Source organism: Flavobacteriales bacterium (assembly GCA_025210805.1).
Lineage (GTDB): Bacteria > Bacteroidota > Bacteroidia > Flavobacteriales > CAJXXR01 > JAOAQX01.
The window spans coordinates 56,410-74,317 of the sequence record JAOAQX010000003.1 but is presented as its reverse complement, the minus strand read 5'-3'; the positions used below and the strand labels follow the sequence as shown (position 1 = coordinate 74,317).

18 protein-coding genes and 1 tRNA gene are annotated in these 17,908 nt (G+C 35.0%); 9 read left to right on the top strand and 10 right to left on the bottom strand.

What is annotated here, in order from left to right:
- The first annotated feature begins 93 nt into the window (after nt 1-93).
- The 4 genes from N4A45_00930 (at nt 94) to N4A45_00915 (ending at nt 3,551) form a co-directional block, all read left to right on the top strand.
- Entirely contained in the window at nt 94-522 is a 429-nt protein-coding gene (locus N4A45_00930) for a TerB family tellurite resistance protein (protein ID MCT4663778.1), read from the top strand.
- Between the two features lie 136 nt (nt 523-658).
- Nucleotides 659-1,216: a hypothetical protein gene (locus N4A45_00925; protein ID MCT4663777.1), complete on the top strand. Its 558-nt coding sequence runs from the start codon at nt 659-661 to the stop codon at nt 1,214-1,216.
- Between the two features lie 288 nt (nt 1,217-1,504).
- A complete protein-coding gene (locus tag N4A45_00920; GenBank protein MCT4663776.1) occupies nt 1,505-2,005 on the top strand; it encodes a biotin/lipoyl-binding protein in 501 nt (166 codons plus the stop codon).
- Between the two features lie 4 nt (nt 2,006-2,009).
- A complete protein-coding gene (locus tag N4A45_00915) occupies nt 2,010-3,551 on the top strand; it encodes an acyl-CoA carboxylase subunit beta (protein ID MCT4663775.1) in 1,542 nt (513 codons plus the stop codon).
- Between the two features lie 82 nt (nt 3,552-3,633).
- Here the strand turns inward: N4A45_00915 and N4A45_00910 are convergent.
- The 7 genes from N4A45_00910 to N4A45_00880 form a co-directional block, all read right to left on the bottom strand.
- A tRNA-Pro gene (locus N4A45_00910) sits at nt 3,634-3,707 on the bottom strand.
- Nucleotides 3,708-3,783: 76 nt separating this feature from the next.
- Complete coding sequence (gene accC / locus N4A45_00905) at nt 3,784-5,121, bottom strand: acetyl-CoA carboxylase biotin carboxylase subunit (GenBank protein MCT4663774.1); 1,338 nt, start codon at nt 5,119-5,121, stop codon at nt 3,784-3,786.
- A 74-nt stretch (nt 5,122-5,195) separates the two neighbouring features.
- Entirely contained in the window at nt 5,196-5,702 is a 507-nt protein-coding gene (accB, locus tag N4A45_00900; GenBank protein MCT4663773.1) for an acetyl-CoA carboxylase biotin carboxyl carrier protein, read from the bottom strand.
- Between the two features lie 16 nt (nt 5,703-5,718).
- Entirely contained in the window at nt 5,719-6,720 is a 1,002-nt protein-coding gene (locus N4A45_00895; GenBank protein MCT4663772.1) for a ketoacyl-ACP synthase III, read from the bottom strand.
- The gene (plsX, locus tag N4A45_00890; protein MCT4663771.1) at nt 6,717-7,670 is read right to left on the bottom strand and encodes a phosphate acyltransferase PlsX; all 954 of its coding nucleotides are present in this window, start codon (nt 7,668-7,670) and stop codon (nt 6,717-6,719) included. The genes N4A45_00895 and plsX overlap by 4 nt, the downstream gene beginning before the upstream one ends.
- A 99-nt stretch (nt 7,671-7,769) precedes the next feature.
- The gene (gene rpmF / locus N4A45_00885) at nt 7,770-7,949 is read right to left on the bottom strand and encodes a 50S ribosomal protein L32 (GenBank protein ID MCT4663770.1); all 180 of its coding nucleotides are present in this window, start codon (nt 7,947-7,949) and stop codon (nt 7,770-7,772) included.
- Nucleotides 7,950-7,958: 9 nt separating this feature from the next.
- Nucleotides 7,959-8,489 carry a DUF177 domain-containing protein gene (locus N4A45_00880; GenBank protein MCT4663769.1) on the bottom strand — a complete coding sequence of 177 codons (531 nt, stop codon included), beginning with the start codon at nt 8,487-8,489 and terminating at the stop codon, nt 7,959-7,961.
- A 299-nt stretch (nt 8,490-8,788) separates the two neighbouring features.
- Between N4A45_00880 and N4A45_00875 the strand changes: the two genes are divergently transcribed.
- Both N4A45_00875 and purD read left to right on the top strand, forming a co-directional pair.
- A complete protein-coding gene (locus N4A45_00875; protein MCT4663768.1) occupies nt 8,789-10,501 on the top strand; it encodes a phospho-sugar mutase in 1,713 nt (570 codons plus the stop codon).
- Between the two features lie 9 nt (nt 10,502-10,510).
- Complete coding sequence (purD, locus tag N4A45_00870; protein ID MCT4663767.1) at nt 10,511-11,782, top strand: phosphoribosylamine--glycine ligase; 1,272 nt, start codon at nt 10,511-10,513, stop codon at nt 11,780-11,782.
- A 22-nt stretch (nt 11,783-11,804) separates the two neighbouring features.
- Here the strand turns inward: purD and N4A45_00865 are convergent, their stop codons facing one another.
- Nucleotides 11,805-11,969: a hypothetical protein gene (locus N4A45_00865; GenBank protein MCT4663766.1), complete on the bottom strand. Its 165-nt coding sequence runs from the start codon at nt 11,967-11,969 to the stop codon at nt 11,805-11,807.
- Nucleotides 11,970-12,010: 41 nt separating this feature from the next.
- Here N4A45_00865 and N4A45_00860 point away from each other — a divergent pair, with 41 nt between their 5' ends.
- The 3 genes from N4A45_00860 to N4A45_00850 all read left to right on the top strand — a co-directional run bounded on the left by N4A45_00860 (nt 12,011) and on the right by N4A45_00850 (nt 16,038).
- On the top strand, nt 12,011-12,925 hold the full coding sequence (locus N4A45_00860; protein ID MCT4663765.1) for a hypothetical protein: 915 nt from the start codon (nt 12,011-12,013) through the stop codon (nt 12,923-12,925).
- 120 nt (nt 12,926-13,045) lie between these two features.
- Entirely contained in the window at nt 13,046-13,423 is a 378-nt protein-coding gene (locus tag N4A45_00855; protein MCT4663764.1) for a hypothetical protein, read from the top strand.
- Nucleotides 13,424-13,782: 359 nt separating this feature from the next.
- Nucleotides 13,783-16,038 (top strand): TonB-dependent receptor, encoded by a 2,256-nt coding sequence (locus N4A45_00850; protein ID MCT4663763.1) that lies wholly within the window; start codon nt 13,783-13,785, stop codon nt 16,036-16,038.
- A gap of 84 nt (nt 16,039-16,122) precedes the next feature.
- Here N4A45_00850 and N4A45_00845 read toward each other — a convergent pair whose 3' ends face one another.
- Together N4A45_00845 and N4A45_00840 are read right to left on the bottom strand one after the other, a co-directional pair.
- A complete protein-coding gene (locus N4A45_00845; protein MCT4663762.1) occupies nt 16,123-16,779 on the bottom strand; it encodes an inorganic phosphate transporter in 657 nt (218 codons plus the stop codon).
- A gap of 163 nt (nt 16,780-16,942) precedes the next feature.
- On the bottom strand, nt 16,943-17,908 hold the full coding sequence (locus tag N4A45_00840) for a glycosyltransferase family 9 protein (protein ID MCT4663761.1): 966 nt from the start codon (nt 17,906-17,908) through the stop codon (nt 16,943-16,945).

Sequence of the window (17,908 nt, the reverse complement as noted above, 5' to 3'; positions counted from 1 at the left end):
GCAGAGAGAATTGTAAAATTTTTCTAAGATTTTATAAATTAGACGAGTTGAAAAACAATTCTTTGACTAAATTTGCATTCAAAATACTAAAACATGTCAATATACGAACTATATAGCAGTGGGGCACACAAGAGAAACCTTGGACATTTTGCCAATATTGTGGCTTTGGCTGTAGCCGATAACGTAATCACCGAAGATGAGCAAATTCTGCTTATTCGAATGAAGAAAAGATTGGGAATCAAAGATTCTGAATACAGAGAAATCCTTGAGAATCCTAAAAAATACCCAATTAATCCACCCGTGGATTATGATGGAAGAATAGAACGTTTATACAATCTTACTCGTATGATAGTAGCGGATAGTGATATTAGCGATAAGCAAGTAAGTATGCTACACAGAATCGTAATAGGACTAGGTTTCCCTATCGAAAGAGAAGAGAAAATAGTAGAAGCAGCCTTTTTCTTAGTAGAAAAGCACTTAGAACTTGATGATTTTATTGATGCAATCAAAAAGGTGAAGTAATATTTCCCTTTTCTTATAATGTAGAACCTGCTTTCATGAATATTGAGAGCGGGTTTTTTTGTGATTTTTTTAAAAATTATGGATGGTGCTAAGTAGAAAATAAAAATTCATATAAATCTATATGGTAAACTTAAATATGATAGATACGATAGGGAGCGGTATTAAGCGAATGTTTATTATACAGAAAAACAAGTATTTTCCTTTACCTGATTATGATATTTTAAGTAGTCAAGTACAAGTGAAAATTACAGGTAAAGTACTAGATATAAAATATGCCCGTAAGATTGCACAGATGCCTGATTTAACTTTGAATGACATTACTCTATTAGATAAAGTTTCAAAGCAAAAATCACTAACTGATTCTGAAATTACGTTTTTGAGATCTAAAAAATTGATTGAAGGCAGAAAACCTAATTTTCATATTTCATCAAAAGTCGCAAAGGTATCAGGTGAGAAGGCTAAGTATATTAAACAGAAAGGTTTTGATGATGAGTATTACGAAAAACTAATTATTGAATATTTAAAAAAATTCACAACAGCGACCAGCAGCGACTTTAAAAAGCTATTAAGTGACAAATTTCCCGATATTTTAAGTGATAAACAAAAGGAAGAAAAAAGAAGAAATATGCTTCAAAAACTTAAACGCAATAAGCTCATTGAATTATCTTTTGACCGAAGATGGAAACTCGTTTAATTAAACGACATTTAAACGATATTTAAACGAAAATGAGATAAAAAACATTTACAAAACCTTGTAAAAGAGGGATTAAATAGTGCGTTTAGATAAAGTTTAGAAAATATCTACTATATTTTAAAAAAAACATTTTTAAAATATTATATCAAATCAAAAAGGTATCATTCACAAGCGAATGGTGCATACAGTGTTTTGAGTGATTAACAATCATAATGCAAAACAGCTAATAGAAAAAGATAATCCAATAATAAATGATATTTTTGTTAGACCAACGATAAAAAAACGCTTATGTTCACTGCAAAAGTTGGAAATAAAACTTTCCAGATCAATAAAAACCTTGACCAAAGTATGAGTCTCAATGATCAAGAGATCAATTGGGATCTTGTAAAAACGGGAAAAACAGGTTTTCATATTCTTAAAGACAATCAGTCCTATCTTGTGGATATTGTATCCATAAATAAAGAAGATAAAACAACTAATATCCGTGTAAATGGAACGGATTATCAGATTTCTATGAAAGATAAAATGGATCTTTTGTTAGAAAGTATGGGAATGAGTTCTATGGCAACCAAGAAAATTAAGAATTTCCAAGCGCAAATGCCTGGGCTTATCTTGGATCTTAAAGTCGAAATAGGACAAGAAGTAAAGGAAGGAGATCCTTTATTGGTTCTTGAAGCCATGAAAATGGAAAATGTATTGAAAAGCCCTGCTGATTTGACCATCAAAAATATTTTGGTTAATCAAGGAGATGCTGTAGAAAAAAAGCAAGTATTAATAGAATTCGCATAAGTCTATGAAAGATAAAATTAAAATATTACACGAGAAAAAAGCCGAAGCACTTCTTGGTGGAGGTGAAAAAAGAATAGAGTCTCAGCACAAAAAAGGTAAACTTACAGCAAGAGAAAGAATCATGCTTTTGTTTGATGAAGGTACTTTTGAAGAAATAGGAATGCTAGTAACACACCGTTCAACAAATTTTGGGTTGGATAAACAAAAGACTCTTGGAGATGGAGTTGTTACAGGTTATGGATATATCAACGGAAGATTGATTTACGCTTTTGCACAAGATTTCACAGTTTTGGGAGGATCTTTAGCAGAAGCACATGCCGAAAAGATTTGTAAAATAATGGATTTGGCAATGAAAAACGGAGCACCAGTTATTGGACTAAATGACTCGGGAGGAGCCAGAATCCAAGAAGGAGTTGTATCTCTTGGAGGTTATGCTGATATCTTCTTTAGAAATACACAAGCCAGTGGAGTGATTCCTCAAATTTCATTAATTATGGGGCCTTGTGCAGGTGGAGCAGTTTACTCTCCCGCACTTACAGATTTTATCATGATGGTGGAAGATTCTTCTTATATGTTCGTTACGGGGCCCAATGTTGTTAAAACCGTTACCCACGAAGAAGTAACTAGTGAAGAGCTAGGTGGAGCTTCTACACATTCTTCAAAGTCTGGAGTAGCCCATTTTACAGCTTCTAACGAGGTAGAGGCAATTTCGAAATTGAAAGAACTTCTTGCATTTATGCCTCAAAACTGTGAAGAAGATGCTCCAAGTTTAGACTATGAAGTAGCAGACGAAACAAGAACTAAGCTCGATAATATTATCCCAGATAATCCAAATTTACCTTATGATATCAAGGAAGTAATTGAAGAGGTTGCAGATGCGGATTCTTTCTTTGAAGTACATAAAGATTATGCAGAGAATATCGTTGTAGGATTTGCTCGTTTGGGAGGAAAAAGTCTTGGAATTGTAGCGAATCAACCTGCATATTTAGCAGGAGTTCTGAATATTGAAGCCTCTGTAAAAGCCGCACGTTTTGTGCGTTTTTGTGATGCTTTTAATATTCCATTATTAGTTTTTGAAGATGTACCAGGGTTCTTGCCAGGGACAGACCAAGAATGGAATGGGATTATTAATCATGGAGCGAAATTACTTTATGCATTCTCAGAAGCAACAGTGCCAAGAATTACGGTAATTACCCGTAAAGCTTACGGTGGAGCTTATGATGTAATGAACTCAAAACATATTGGAGCCGATATGAATTATGCTTGGCCATCTGCCGAAATTGCGGTAATGGGTGCAAAAGGGGCATCAGAAATCATTTTTAAAAGAGAAATAGCTTCTTCTGAAAATCCAGAAGCTAAATGGAAGGAAAAAGAAGCAGAATATGCAGAACTTTTTGCAAATCCATACAATGCAGCTGCCAGAGGTTATGTAGATGATGTTATAGAACCTTCTAAAACTAGAGAAAAGTTGATTAAAGCTTTTAAATCTCTTGAGAATAAGGTTGTGGTAACCCCAAAGAAAAAGCACGGAAATATCCCTTTATAATTTTAAAGAGTTTTCTAATAAATAAAAAGCCAATCAAATATTTTCTATTTGATTGGCTTTTTTGTGTTATAACGGGGTAATGTCGGGATGACAGGGTTCGAACCTGCGACCTCACGGCCCCCAGCCGTGCGCGCTACCGGGCTGCGCCACATCCCGAAAAAAATGGGGTTCCAAATTCTTTACTCGTAAAAAATTAGAACCCCAAATATATTAAAATCATGTTAAATACTGATTACAAAATCTTGTATTCTTCCATGAATTTTGTTGTGTAAACTCCACTTTTAAATGCTTCATTATCCATTAAAGCATGATGGAAAGGTATTGTTGTTTTAACCCCTTCGATAACAAATTCAGAAAGTGCTCTTTTCATTTTCTCAATTGCTTCTTCACGAGTTTGTGCAACAGTGATCAGTTTAGCGATCATAGAGTCATAATGAGGAGGAATTACATATCCTGCATACACATGGGTATCTACACGGATTCCGTGTCCTCCTGGTGCATGAAAAACGGTAATTTGTCCAGGGCTTGGTCTAAAGTCCTTTTCTGGATCTTCTGCATTTATACGACATTCAATTGCGTGAAGCTTTGGCTCATAGTTTGCTCCAGTAATAGGAACACCCGCAGCCACTTTTATTTGCTCGGCAATTAAGTCATAATTAATAACTTCTTCAGTAACTGGATGCTCTACTTGAATTCTTGTGTTCATTTCCATGAAATAGAAATTTCGATCTTTGTCCACCAAGAATTCTACAGTACCTACACCTTCATAATTAACAGCAAGAGCTGCTAGTACAGCTGCGTCACCCATTCTTTTACGGAGTTCATCAGTCATAAAAGGAGAAGGAGCTTCTTCTACTAATTTTTGATGACGTCTTTGGATAGAACAATCTCTTTCAGAAAGGTGGCAGGCTTTTCCATGTGCATCACCCACAATTTGGATTTCGATATGTCTTGGCTCTACAATGAGTTTTTCCATATACATCCCATCGTTTCCAAAGGCCGCCCCAGCTTCTTGTCTTGCAGAATCCCATGCGCCTTGTAGGTTTTCTTTTTCGAAAACAGCACGCATTCCTCTTCCACCACCTCCAGCAGTTGCTTTCAGCATCACTGGATATCCGATTTCCTCAGCAAGTTTTTCCGCATCTTCAAAAGTATCAAGAAGACCATCTGAACCTGGAATACATGGAACACCGGCTGCACTCATGGTATCACGAGCCATTGCTTTGTCTCCCATTTTATCAATCATATCTGGAGAAGCACCAATAAATTTGATACCGTGTTCTCCACAGATTCTTGAGAAATTTGCATTTTCTGATAAAAATCCATAACCAGGATGGATTGCATCAGCGTTCGTTATTTCAGCGGCTGCAATGATATTAGAAATCTTTAGATAAGAATCCGTACTATTGGCAGGGCCAATACATACGGCTTCATCTGCGAAACGTACGTGAAGACTATCTTTATCTGCTGTAGAGTGAACTGCTACTGTTTTTATCCCCATCTCTTTACAAGTACGGATAACACGTAGTGCAATTTCACCTCTGTTGGCAATTAATATTTTTTTGAACATAAGGCTTGATTTAATAGTTTGAATGATTTTTTTTACTCCAAAAATATTAGAGCTTTTAAAAAAAAATCGACTACCTATGATGGGTCAACCAAGAAAAGTGGTTGATCAAATTCTACTGGAGACATATCGTCAACCAATACTTTTACGATCTTTCCAGAAACTTCAGATTCAATTTCGTTGAATAGTTTCATAGCCTCAACAATACATACTACGTCACCTGCTTTCACGGTATCACCTACAGAAGCAAATGCATCTTTGTCTGGCGATGGTTTGCGGTAGAAAGTACCGATAATTGGTGATTTTATAGTTAAGAATTTAGATTCATCATCTTTTGATTCTACTGGTGCAGCTGGTGTTTCAGCTACGGGTGCTGCTGGAGCTATAGCTTGAACTGGGGCTTGAACTGCTTGTGGAGCAGCTGCTACAGGAATTTGTTGAACAATGGTAGCTGCTGGCTCACCATTTTTCTTTTTCCCACCTGTTTTAATGTTTAATTTAAGATCTTCTAATTCTAGAGATACTTCAGTTGCTCCAGATTTGGCAACGAATTTAATAAGGTCTTGAATTTCTTTCAGTGTCATAATCTTTCGTTTTCTGTTAGTTTTTTGGGTCATAGGCCCATTTTAAATAGAGTGCTCCCCAAGTAAATCCACCTCCAAAAGCAGCCAAAACAATATTGTCTCCTTTTTTGAGTTTATCTTGCCAATCCCATAAACATAGTGGGAGTGTCCCTGATGTGGTATTACCATAGCGCTGGATATTGATCATTACTTTGTCTTTGTCAAGCCCCATTCTTCTCTGCGTAGCATCGATAATTCTTAGGTTTGCTTGATGCGGAACGAGCCAATCAACATCATCTCCAGTTAGGTTATTCTTTTCCATGAGTTCAGCCGATACATCTGCCATATTGGTTACGGCAAATTTAAAAACGGTTTGACCTTCTTGGTAAATATAGTGTTCTTTATTTTGTACAGTTTCTAGGCTAGCAGGTTTTACAGATCCTCCAGCTTTTTGATGAAGGTGTTTTCTACCTGCTCCATCTGTTTTAAGAATGGCATCTTGAATTCCATATCCTTCTTCATTAGCCTCTAACAAAACAGCTCCTGCTCCATCTCCAAAGATAACACAAGTTGCTCGATCTTCATAATCTACAATAGAGCTCATTTTATCTGCACCCACGACTACTACTTTTTTATAGCGTCCTGTTTCTACATATTGTGCGGCTGTTTGAAGAGAGAAAAGAAATCCAGAACATGCGGCACCTATATCAAAACTAAAGGCATTTTTGGCGCCTACTTTATCTGCAATGATATTTGCTGTTGCAGGGAAAACCATATCAGGAGTTACTGTACCGCAAATAATCAAATCGATTTCTTCTGCTGAAATTCCTCTTTTTTCTAATAAATCTTCCACGGCTTTAGCTCCCATATCAGAAGTTCCGAGTCCTTCTCCTTTTAGAATTCTTCTTTCAGAAATTCCTGTACGGGTTTTAATCCACTCATCAGAAGTATCTACCATGTTTTCTAGTTCTTTGTTAGTAAGAACATATTCAGGTAAATAACCTCCTACGGCGGTAATAGCTGCTCTAATTTTTGTCATAATTTAAAAGCGTCTTTAATTTTCTCTTCCAAATTAGCCGAGACTAATTCATAGGAGTGTAATAGCATATTTTTGATGGCAATATCATTAGATATCCCATGTCCTATCAAAACATTTGAATTCATACCCAAAACAGGAGTCCCTCCATATTTCTCGTAATTGAATTCATCTAGATAAGAATCTTCGAATTTAAGTTTTTTTGTTAAAGTGTACATACCTTCAAGTTGTTTTAATACAACATTTCCAGTAAACCCATCAGTAACAATAACGTCTGCTTCTGTAAAAAGTATATCTCTACCTTCTATATTTCCTATAAAGTTGATCATTTTATGATCTTTTAATAGAGAATAGGTACTTTGTGTCAATTGATTTCCTTTTTCGGCTTCTTCTCCAATATTGAGTAATGCTACTTTAGGTTTTTGTACTCCTAAAATATGTTCTGCATAAAGAGAACCAAGAATCCCGAATTGTTCAAGAACATCGGGTTTGCAATCCACATTTACTCCAACGTCAAGCAATACCGCTTTTCGGCCGTCATAAAGAGGGATTGATACAGAAATACATGGACGAATGACACCTGGAATGGCTTTTACAGAATAGTATCCTCCCACCAGCATAGCTCCAGAGTTTCCGGCACTTGCAAAGGAGTTAATCTTTCCAGATTTTAGATAGTGAAAACCAAGAGCAATGCTAGATTTTTGTTTCTTAGCAATGGCTTTGGCGGGGTGTTCGCTCATTTCGATAATCTCATCACAATGGACAATAGAAAATGGATGCGAAGTAATATTGAGTTCGGAAATAGACTGAAGAATACGCTCTTCTTGCCCAAATAGAACAATTTCTACCTCTTTGGGTAATTGTTTCATGGCTAGTAAAGCTCCCTCAATGACGCACTTAGGGGCAAAGTCACCTCCCATTGCGTCAATTCCGATTTGTATTCTTGATGGCATATAATAAAAATGTAGATTTAAACCTTAGTTTAATGAAGGTCTAAATCTACAAAATAATTATAAATTCAAGAAAAGATAATCCCAAAACTAATTTTGGAATTATGCTTCCATTACTACTCTACCTTTGTAATACATTTTCCCTTCATGCCAATATGCACGGTGGTATAAATGCGACTCACCTGTTGTAGGACAAGTGGCTACAGTAGGAGCCTCTGCCTTGTAGTGAGTTCTTCTTTTATCTCTTCTCGTTTTCGATATTTTTCGTTTTGGATGTGCCATAACTTCTTCTTATTTCTTTGTTAGTAAATCCTTTAAAGCAGACCATCTTTCATCAATCTGCTCTTCTTCGTATGTTTCTGAGCCTAATACTTGCTCAAGTTTTTCTAATAATTCTGCGGGGCAACCTTCGCTACCATCTTCTTTGTCTGGATGAACCCTTTGCATAGGCAAATTAATAATCAACCATTCAAAAAACAAATTATCTAAGATAATTTGATAATCATTTTTGCCGATATTGATGATTTCATCTGTGCTTTGGGCTTCGTCACCTATTTTATAGATCACTTTTTCCTCAAATTGCATCGGATGTTGATAATCCTCACCGCAACGGTCACAAGGAAACTCATAGATTAAATCAAAATGAGCCTCTAACTCCATCATGTTTTCTCTTTTATCAAAAGAAACAATCACATCTCCTTGTATAAGAGTGATTTCATTATAGGAGCTCTCTTGAAAAAAATCTCTTGGAATCTGAAATTTGTACTCATGCTTACCAAGTTTTAGCCCTGTAAACTCAATGATCATCTTTTTCTCTTCCATCAGTTTTTTATTTTCGAGAGGGCAAATTTATAAAATCTTTTTATAATTCACCATAATATAGTAGGTTAAATAATCAATTCTATCAGAATTTGCTTTTTATTAACCTCCTAAGACTATTTCAATAGCGATCTTTTTAGAAAGTTATCGACTATTGTTGTTTTTTTTTGTTATTCCTCAAAGGTAAGACTAAATATTTTATTTATAAAAATACTAACTACTCCAAATTCCATCTAAAAAAGCCCTTGAGCATTCCCAAAGTATCTTATCTTTGACACTTATAAGATTAGAATACAAAAAATATGAATCAAGAGATTATCAATCAGGCAATCGCAAATGCTAAAACTTGGCAAGAGGCAGATTTGAGCCCTGAGATCAACGAATATATTGCAAAAGGACTAGAAAGCTTAGATAAAGATTTTATTGAGTCTTTTTATCAAGAAATGGCTTTTGGAACTGGTGGAATGCGTGGAATTATGGGTGTAGGTTCAAACAGAATCAATATTTATACCCTAGGTGCTGCTACTCAAGCTTTGGCTCAAGTGATTTTAGCATCCAATAAGAATGCCTCTGTAGCTATTGCTTTTGATAGTAGAAACAACTCACAATTTTTTGCTGAGAAATTAGCAGATATTTTATCGGCAAACGGAGTAAGAGCTTATATCTTTGAAGCAATTCGCCCTACGCCGCAACTTTCGTTTGCTGTGAGAGAGAAAGGCTGTGATGCAGGAATTGTAATTACCGCTTCACATAATCCGCCAGAGTATAACGGATACAAAGTATATGGTTCTGATGGTTGCCAAATTGTAGCTCCTTTTGACAAAACTTTAATTGATCGTGTTAGAAAAACCAGTTTTCAAGAAATTCTTTGGGATAGAAATGAAGAATTGGTGACTTATATGGGTGCTCAAGAGGATCAAGAATATTATGACGCTATAAAAGGACTTTCTTTAAGTCAAGATTTGGTGGCTAAATTCAAAGAAGAAGCCGTAGTTTATACAGGTTTACATGGAACAGGAGCAATCGCTACAAAGAAAGCTATGCAAAATTGGGGTTTCAATAATATTATTGAAGTCGCTGAGCAAGGTACTCCTGATGGAAATTTTCCAACAGTAAAATCCCCAAACCCCGAAGAACCAGAAGCCTTAGAAATGGCAATTAATCTTGCAAAAGAAAAAGGTGTAGAGCTTGTGATGGGAACAGATCCAGATTCTGACCGTGTAGGGATTGCGGTGAGAGATTCTGAGGGTAAATATATCCTCCTAAATGGGAATCAAACAGCTTCTTTATTATTCTACTATATGCTAGAAAATACCAAATTCCAAGGAAATGAGTTTATCGCCAAAACAGTAGTGACCTCTGATATTTTGGATAGAATAGGAGAGCATTATGGAATTGAAGTAGTGAACACCCTCACTGGTTTTAAACATATCGGAACGGCTATTCGTGAGCGAGAAGGAAGTAAAAAATACATTGTAGGAGGTGAAGAGTCTTATGGATACCTCATTGGAGATTTAGTGAGAGACAAAGACGCCATCAGTTCTTGCTGTATGATTGCCGAAGCTTTTGTTTGGGCAAAAAGCCAAGGAAAAAGCCTTTTGGAATTATTGGAAGAAGTGCATTGTAAATTTGGCTTCTATCAAGAATCTTTAAATGCATTGACAAAAAAAGGAATTGATGGAGCTCAAGAAATAAAAATCTTGGTAGAAAACTACCGAAACAACCCAATGGAAAGCATTGCTGGGGAAAAAATAGTGTCGGTAATAGATTATGGTTCTGCAACCAAAAAAAATCTACTCACAGGTGAAGAAGAAAAAGTAGCTTTGCCAAAATCGAATTTCATGCAGTTTATTACTGAAAGAGATAGTAAAATTACGGTGAGACCTTCGGGAACAGAGCCAAAAATTAAATACTATATTTCGGTTTGTGAAAAAGATTTTTCAGATTATCAATCAACTCAAGAAAAACTCAACCAGAAAATTCAAGAAATTAAAAAAGAACTTGGATTAGCTTAAATATCATCTATGAACGTACTCATATTAGGATCTGGAGGAAGAGAATGTGCTTTTAGCTGGAAACTTAGCCAAAGCCCAAAACTCTCTCAACTTTTTATTGCACCTGGAAATGCAGGAACCTCTGCTTATGGTCAAAATGTAGATTTGAAAGAAACGGATTTCGAAGCAATCAAAACATTTGTTATCCAAAACGATATCAAAATGGTAGTGGTAGGTCCCGAAGCGCCACTTGTGGAAGGGATTCACGATTTTTTTGCTGAAGAAGAAGACTTGAAGAATATCACAGTCATTGGACCTAAAAAAGCAGGAGCAGAACTAGAGGGATCAAAGGATTTTGCCAAAGAATTTATGGCAAAACACCATATTCCTACAGCTCGATACAAGACTTTTAACGCAGAAAATTTAGAAGAAGGTTATACCTTCCTAGAGAGTCTAAAAGCACCTTATGTGCTCAAAGCAGATGGACTTGCAGCAGGAAAAGGAGTACTTATTTTAGATAATTTGGATACGGCCAAAACAGAGCTGAAAACAATGATTGCTGATGCTAAATTTGGTGAAGCAAGTGCCAAGGTAGTGATCGAAGAATTTTTAGATGGAATCGAACTTTCTTGTTTTGCACTTACAGATGGTTCAGATTATGTTTTGCTTCCAAATGCCAAGGATTATAAAAGAATTGGAGAAGGAGATACAGGACTTAATACTGGAGGTATGGGAGCTATTTCACCAGTGCCTTTTGCCTCAGAAGAGTTTATGGCAAAAATAGAATCTAAAGTAGTGCGTCCCACTATTGAAGGTCTTAAAAAAGATCAGTTAGATTATCAAGGATTTGTCTTTTTTGGTTTGATAAAAGTAGGAGAAGAGCCTTTTGTTATTGAATATAATGTTCGTATGGGAGATCCCGAAACAGAGGTTGTTTTACCAAGAATAGAAAGTGATCTATTAGAACTTTTTGAAGCCGTAGGAAATAAAAATCTTGCATCAAAAGAGATACAAATTACAGATAAGAGTGCCACAACTGTGATGCTTGTTTCTGGAGGATATCCCGAAGCTTATGAGAAAGGTAAGGAAATGAAAGGACTAAACGAAGTGGAAAATTCGATCCTTTTTCATGCAGGAACAAAAGAGGATAATGGGAAAGTGGTAACAAGTGGTGGACGTGTGATGGCTATTACTTCTTACGGAGAAAACTTTAGAGAAGCACTAAAACAATCGTATACGAATGCCGAAAAAGTAGATTTCGATGGAGTATACTATCGTAAAGATCTAGGTTTCGATTTATAAGCACAAAAAAAAGAGGAGGCCCTTAGGCTTCCTCATATTTTTCAGCTTTGATGATAGCAATACATTTTGCTAATCCTAGGGTGATTCCAACAGCGATTAAAATGTTAGGAATACCACCTCCAGCTTCCATCAACGATTTGGTAGCTGCTCCCAAAAAGTCTCCTAAAGAAATAAGAAATTCAGTCATCTTAGTATAATTTTGGATCTAAGGACAAATGTAGTAAAAAAATGCTGATAAGCCTTTTTAAAAACGGAAATAGAAATATAATTCTCATCACTTTATTCGCAATACTCGTGTTGAGAAATTTTTGTGCTTGGTATCAAGGAACTTGGGATTATCCTATTTTGATTATTTTCCTTCTCCATTTAGCAGAAGCTTTTCTGTTACAAAGAGTTTTGAGTACTCATTTAATCATTAGGAAGCAAAACAATTTTCCCATTTTGTTTTTTATGCTTTTTAGCTCCATGAGTATTTTTTCTAGCTGGAGTGTTCACCATCTTACCTTTCTTATTTTTAGTTTGGTGTTTTACTTAATGACCTCCATTTTGCCACAAATTCAGCAATATCAAAAGAAACTTTTTCATGCTTCTTTGCTTACTGGAGTTATTCTGATTTTATCACCCATTTCTTGGTATATCTCTCTTGTAGTTTGGTTGTTTTATATTTTTCTAAAAGATTTTTATAGACTCAAAGAAATCTCAATATTACTTTTAGGACAGTTAATCGTTCTTTACTTTTATTACTCTCTTGAAGTACTATCTTTTGATAAAGAAATAGCGTTTTTGAGTTATTTTACTAAAGATTTCCCGAGTATATTAGAAATCTGGAAGCGTGGTACTCAGTCTTTGATATTGGTGTTTTTAATGCTATTTTCAAGTATTTCATTTTTTGATTTAGTAAAGTTTTACCCCAGAAAAAAGAAAATACCTAGAGCACTTACAGCTTTGTTAGTCGGAATCTTTCTTATTGCTTTGGTGGTAAGTATCGGATTTAGTCATCAGATTTTCCCCATGATTTTGTTCGTTTTTGCATTGTCGGCAGTTTTATCAAATTATTTTGAGTTTTCTCGAAAATCTAAGTTTTCAACAATTTACTTATTGATTATTATCTTTTCTTTTTTCGGACTCTGCCTGAGTTTGTAGTGTAATTTAGACTTAAACTAGTCCTACGTTTGTCTAAAGTTTTTTTCTTACTTGAGTGACTTTTTTCATGTTCTATGTGCTAAATTCTGTCTAATATTGAAGCAAATTTTGAAAAGCTCGTTGAAAAAAACACTTTCTATATTATTTGTCTTTTTAATTTTACTTTCCACGCTAGTGAAAGTTTGGACCTATTTCGATTTTTTGATTCATCAAAAAGAAATAGCTGAAACCCTCTGTGTCGAGAAAGATAAGGAAGTGAATACCTGTAATGGGAAATGTCATTTAACAACTCAACTTCAAGAAGTAGAACAAACAGATAAACCTATCCAAAACCAAAATAAAAAAGAAGAAATTCAAATACACTTCTTTTTTGTTGATGAAGTCTTAAGTGTCAATCTGCATGGTTTATTCAAGAACATTAAAAATCTGAAATATTTTTATCAATATTTTTATTCAAATCCTTTTTACTCTTCTATTCTGAAGCCCCCAATTTCTTAATCTCTTATTGTCATTTTCTATTTCGTTTCCTATGGAGATCTCCCATTCGAACGTTTTAGAACCACTTATTCAACAAAAAAACAAAATTCAGGACCATTTCTGTAAAATAGAATATGCAACACCAGTATCGGTCATTCTATTTTATAAAAATATTGGCAATGGTCTAGTTTTCTAAAGTTTTTATAGAGTTTCTATGCTTGTAGTTTCTGCCATTTATGGTATTAATATACTAGTGCCCTCTTCCCCCTACAAAGGGGAATAGATAATCACTCTGTAAAACGAATAATACATTTTTATGGGTATTTATTTACTCATAGGTATTATGCTTTAGAACAAAAAAAAAGAGAAAGAAAAATCAAATGAACACAAAATATATAATTGCCATTATCGTTCTTATGGCACAGTTTGGGCTTGCAGCTCAAGATTTAAAAAGCTTAACACTACAAGATTCCGAAACAGGAAATATCATCACCCAAGCCACATTTGAATATGGAAATCAAAAAGGAATTTCTGATGAAAATGGAAGGTTTAAAATTAATTTCGATACTAAAACATTACTTCAAATATCTCATGTGGTCTATGGAGTAAATGAGTATCAGCCTAAAGAAGTAAAGGTTTTTTTAGAAAAAGGAATCATATTGTTGACGGCAAAACAAGAAAACCTTTACCCCGTTACAGTTTTGTCTTTAAGACCCAAAGCAAGAAAACATGAAGTTTTAAAACTACAATCTGTGGATAAACTAGCTTTTGATGGAGCCGAGATTTTGAAAAAATCCGCTGTAATATCGGGAATCAAAAAAAGTGGAAGTTATGGGTTCGATCCTGTGTTTCGAGGATTTAAATATGATCAAATTAACATCGTAACTCAAGGGTGTCAAACAGCATCAGCAGCTTGTCCAAACAGAATGGACCCTCCAACCAGCCAGATGTCTCCAAATATGATAGACCGTGTAGAAATTCTAAAAGGACCTTATGCACTTCGTTTTGGAACAGGACTAGGGGCTACCATAAATTATATTACCAAAAAAGGACAATTTACGCCAGAAATGAAGTGGAATGGTAGAGCTTCATTGGGCTACCAAAGTAATGGAAATGGTTTAAGATCCGAAATTTCAACGGGATTTAGTACCAAGAATATTCACTTAAATTTCTTTGGAGCATTTTCAAAAGGCGATGATTATACAGATGGTAGAGGTGAAGAAGTTCGTTCTGGTTACCAAAGGGCAAGTTATGGTTTAAAAGGTGATTTTAAGCTGTCTTCGGCTCATGAAATAGGACTTTTGGCAAGCAATAATAGAGCCTCAGATGTCGATTTTGTAGCACTTCCTATGGATTTAAGATCAGATGATACTTGGATGCTTAATCTGGAACATCGATGGGCTTTTTCGGGTAGAAAATTACAAAATTGGAAGACGAATATTTATGCATCGCTAGTAGATCATTTAATGGATAACCATGGGAATATTACTAAAATGAGTATGGTGAAAGCACATACGGATGCTCATACAAAGAATATTGGTTTTAGAACAGAAGGAACTTGGAAAACAACGAACGGAAAATGGTTTGGAGGTGCTGATACAAGATGGGAAAATATAGCAGGTACTCGTTTTAGAGAAATGCTCATGGGACCCAAGAAAGGCAAAATCATGAAAGATAATGTTTGGCAAAATGGAAGCATTTTGCGTTCAGCTATTTTTGTAGAATATCAAGGGAAACAAGACGTTTGGGAATATGTGTTGTCATCGAGACTAGCTTTTAATCAATCGGATGCAAATGAACTTGCGGCTTCTTTCAAAAATCGTTTTCCAGAAGGAGTGAAGGAAAAACAAATTAATCCAAATATCTCATTAGGAGTTCATTATTCTTTAAATGATTATTCAAAGTTTAGTCTTTGGATGGCTCATGTTCAGCGTTCTGGTTCTATCACCGAGCGTTTTATTAACTCTTTTCCTGTAGGAAATGATCCTTATGAACTTGTTGGAAATCCTATTATTAAACCTGAAAAAAATAAACAAATAGATTTCGGATACGAGTATCAAACAGAAAAAACAGCTATTGGAGCAACAATTTATGCTTCCTATTTATCAGATTATATTTCCTCAATAATAGATCCTAAGTTGAAACCTGTGATGAAAATGAGCCCTGGGGTTCGAGTATTTTCCAATATTGATCAAGCTCTAAGAACAGGTTTTGAGATTCAATGGAAACAAGCTTTGATGGAAAATGTGCATCAAGAAATTCAATTGGCATATACGTATGGAAAAGACGTAAATACTGATGAGGCTTTGCCAGAAATTGCACCTTTAGATATGCGTTATCAACTTGGGGCAGAATTGATGAAGGGGAAAATAATTCCTTCTTTGGAGCTGCGTTATGTTGCTGATCAGAAAAGAATAGCTACTGCATTTGGAGAAACAAAAACGCCTTCTTTTTTTCTAATGAATTTGGCGGTGGAATATCTACCTTTTAAAAATGCACGACTAAAATTGGGTGTCGATAATTTATTTAATACAGCGTATTATGAACATCTAAATAGATCGGTGCGTGGAACAAATAATTTATCCATTTATGATATGGGAAGAAACATTCATGCTGCTTTTAGTTATAGATTTTAGAAAGAAAAAATAATAAAAAACGGGCTCTATTTCATGAAATAAGCCCGTTTTTTTATACCCTAATATTTATATATCTGTTAGGAATTATTCTTCGTCATCAGTTTCTGGTTCTAGATTTAGAAACGAAAAATTATACCCTTCATATATGGCAATTCCATAAAATACGATGTCCATAAATTGAAAACTTTCTTTCATAATTTCAGGAAGATAAGCATAGTCAAAAGAATTAAGGATCTCGAAAAATGGTACACCTGCATCTTTTGCAAATAAACCGATAATGCTAAGGAAATTACCTATTGCTACACTTAAAAAAGCAATAATTCCACCCGAGATTCCAAAAATTTGATCAATTCCTTTTCCAAAATATCTCATGGAGAGTCCCACTAAAGCTCCGATACCGATAGCCATATAACCTATTTGATAGCCTGTTTTAACGGTGATAAAACCCCAAATTGCCGCTCCAATAAGACCCGCAATAAAAGCTGCGAGAATTCCCATAGGTAAATTTTGATCATTTTTGAGTTTAAAAATTTCATCTTTAGAGAGTCGTGCATGTGCATTTCCTACTTGAATATTCTCTTTGTCGTCTAAAGGAATCGCACTGTTATCGACATTAAAATTCGGGCAAGAATTCTCAAAATTTGCGGGTTCTTTTGTCAATTTGCAGATAATGCCCGTATCGATACTGAAGGCTCGGTTAGTACATTTTTTGCAAAATTCTAATTGTTCTTCTCTTGTCATTTATTAATTATTTTTATGATGAAGAGCAAGATAATAAAAAAATTAAACTTATCATTCCTCTATAAGTTTCAATGATGTATCATGTAGATACAACTAAAAACTAATTATGAACAGCATTGTTTTAAGATAATTAGCACCGATACCGATAACAAGTTATTCTTGTTTATTGGAGGCTAAAAACTTTATTAACCGCTTGAGTAATCGTAGAAATTGGAATTAAATCAATGAATGAAATAGAAGCAGACCAAGTTTGTTTTCCGAGTTTGGAAGTAGGTCTTAAAAAGTGAGGATGCTCGAGAATAACAGAATGAGAATTTGGTTTATAGGGAGCAAAGCCTAATTCTGGTGTTGTTGCTCCCCAAAGCGATAAAATGGGTTTGTTTAATGCCGTTGCTATATGCATCATACCTGTATCATGAGAGAGAACTGCTTGGGAAAATTTGAGTAAGTGAGCAGAGTCATGAATAGAAAGTTTGCCAGCGGTGTTGTGAACATGATCAAATTTTTCTGCCAATCTTTTTCCCTTTTCTGCATCATCAGGTCCTCCCACAAGGAAAATAGGAATCTTCAAATGAGAAAATAAGGTTTCCATTCTTTGTTCGCTCATCATTTTGCCACGGTGTTGTCCGCCTATCACAAATGCTAGGAATTTACTCGGAAGTTCAGCAGTGTTGAGCTTTTGAATGGGTTTTAAGAAAAAATCTAAACCCAAATGATCTACTTTGATATTATTTTGACGAATACAATCTAATGACCGATCCGTGACGTGTGAAACCCCGAAAGCTTTAGATTTTGTGGTAACTAATAAAGCTTTCTTAAAGTTTTGTTTATCAATTGTTGTGGTGAATGTATTTGGGAAAAGTGCCCGAGTTTTTTTAGATCGGATATTGTGATGCAAATCAACAATCCAGTCAAATGATGTTTCGGTAAAATCTTTAGAAGGGTTTTCTACATCTTGTTCATAGGTCCAAATCTTATGAATATAAGGATTTTCATCCACCAAGGAAATAAAGTTTTTTTTGGTGATAAAATGAACCTCAAACCCATTCTTCGATAAGTTTCGAAGAACAGGAGAAGTAAGGATAATATCTCCTATGGAGCTAAAACGTATGACAAGAACTTTTTTCAA

Coding starts and splice junctions, on each gene's coding strand:
- N4A45_00865 (MCT4663766.1), bottom strand. CDS start 11,969: ATGACTGAATTTCTTATTTCTTTAGGAGACTTTTTGGGAGCAGCTACC.
- accC (MCT4663774.1), bottom strand. CDS start 5,121: ATGTTCAAAAAAATATTAATTGCCAACAGAGGTGAAATTGCACTACGT.
- N4A45_00895 (MCT4663772.1), bottom strand. CDS start 6,720: ATGACAAAAATTAGAGCAGCTATTACCGCCGTAGGAGGTTATTTACCT.
- N4A45_00880 (MCT4663769.1), bottom strand. CDS start 8,489: ATGGAAGAGAAAAAGATGATCATTGAGTTTACAGGGCTAAAACTTGGT.
- purD (MCT4663767.1), top strand. CDS start 10,511: ATGAACGTACTCATATTAGGATCTGGAGGAAGAGAATGTGCTTTTAGC.
- N4A45_00875 (MCT4663768.1), top strand. CDS start 8,789: ATGAATCAAGAGATTATCAATCAGGCAATCGCAAATGCTAAAACTTGG.
- N4A45_00925 (MCT4663777.1), top strand. CDS start 659: ATGATAGATACGATAGGGAGCGGTATTAAGCGAATGTTTATTATACAG.
- rpmF (MCT4663770.1), bottom strand. CDS start 7,949: ATGGCACATCCAAAACGAAAAATATCGAAAACGAGAAGAGATAAAAGA.
- N4A45_00920 (MCT4663776.1), top strand. CDS start 1,505: ATGTTCACTGCAAAAGTTGGAAATAAAACTTTCCAGATCAATAAAAAC.
- accB (MCT4663773.1), bottom strand. CDS start 5,702: ATGACACTGAAAGAAATTCAAGACCTTATTAAATTCGTTGCCAAATCT.
- N4A45_00930 (MCT4663778.1), top strand. CDS start 94: ATGTCAATATACGAACTATATAGCAGTGGGGCACACAAGAGAAACCTT.
- plsX (MCT4663771.1), bottom strand. CDS start 7,670: ATGCCATCAAGAATACAAATCGGAATTGACGCAATGGGAGGTGACTTT.
- N4A45_00850 (MCT4663763.1), top strand. CDS start 13,783: ATGAACACAAAATATATAATTGCCATTATCGTTCTTATGGCACAGTTT.
- N4A45_00845 (MCT4663762.1), bottom strand. CDS start 16,779: ATGACAAGAGAAGAACAATTAGAATTTTGCAAAAAATGTACTAACCGA.
- N4A45_00915 (MCT4663775.1), top strand. CDS start 2,010: ATGAAAGATAAAATTAAAATATTACACGAGAAAAAAGCCGAAGCACTT.
- N4A45_00860 (MCT4663765.1), top strand. CDS start 12,011: ATGCTGATAAGCCTTTTTAAAAACGGAAATAGAAATATAATTCTCATC.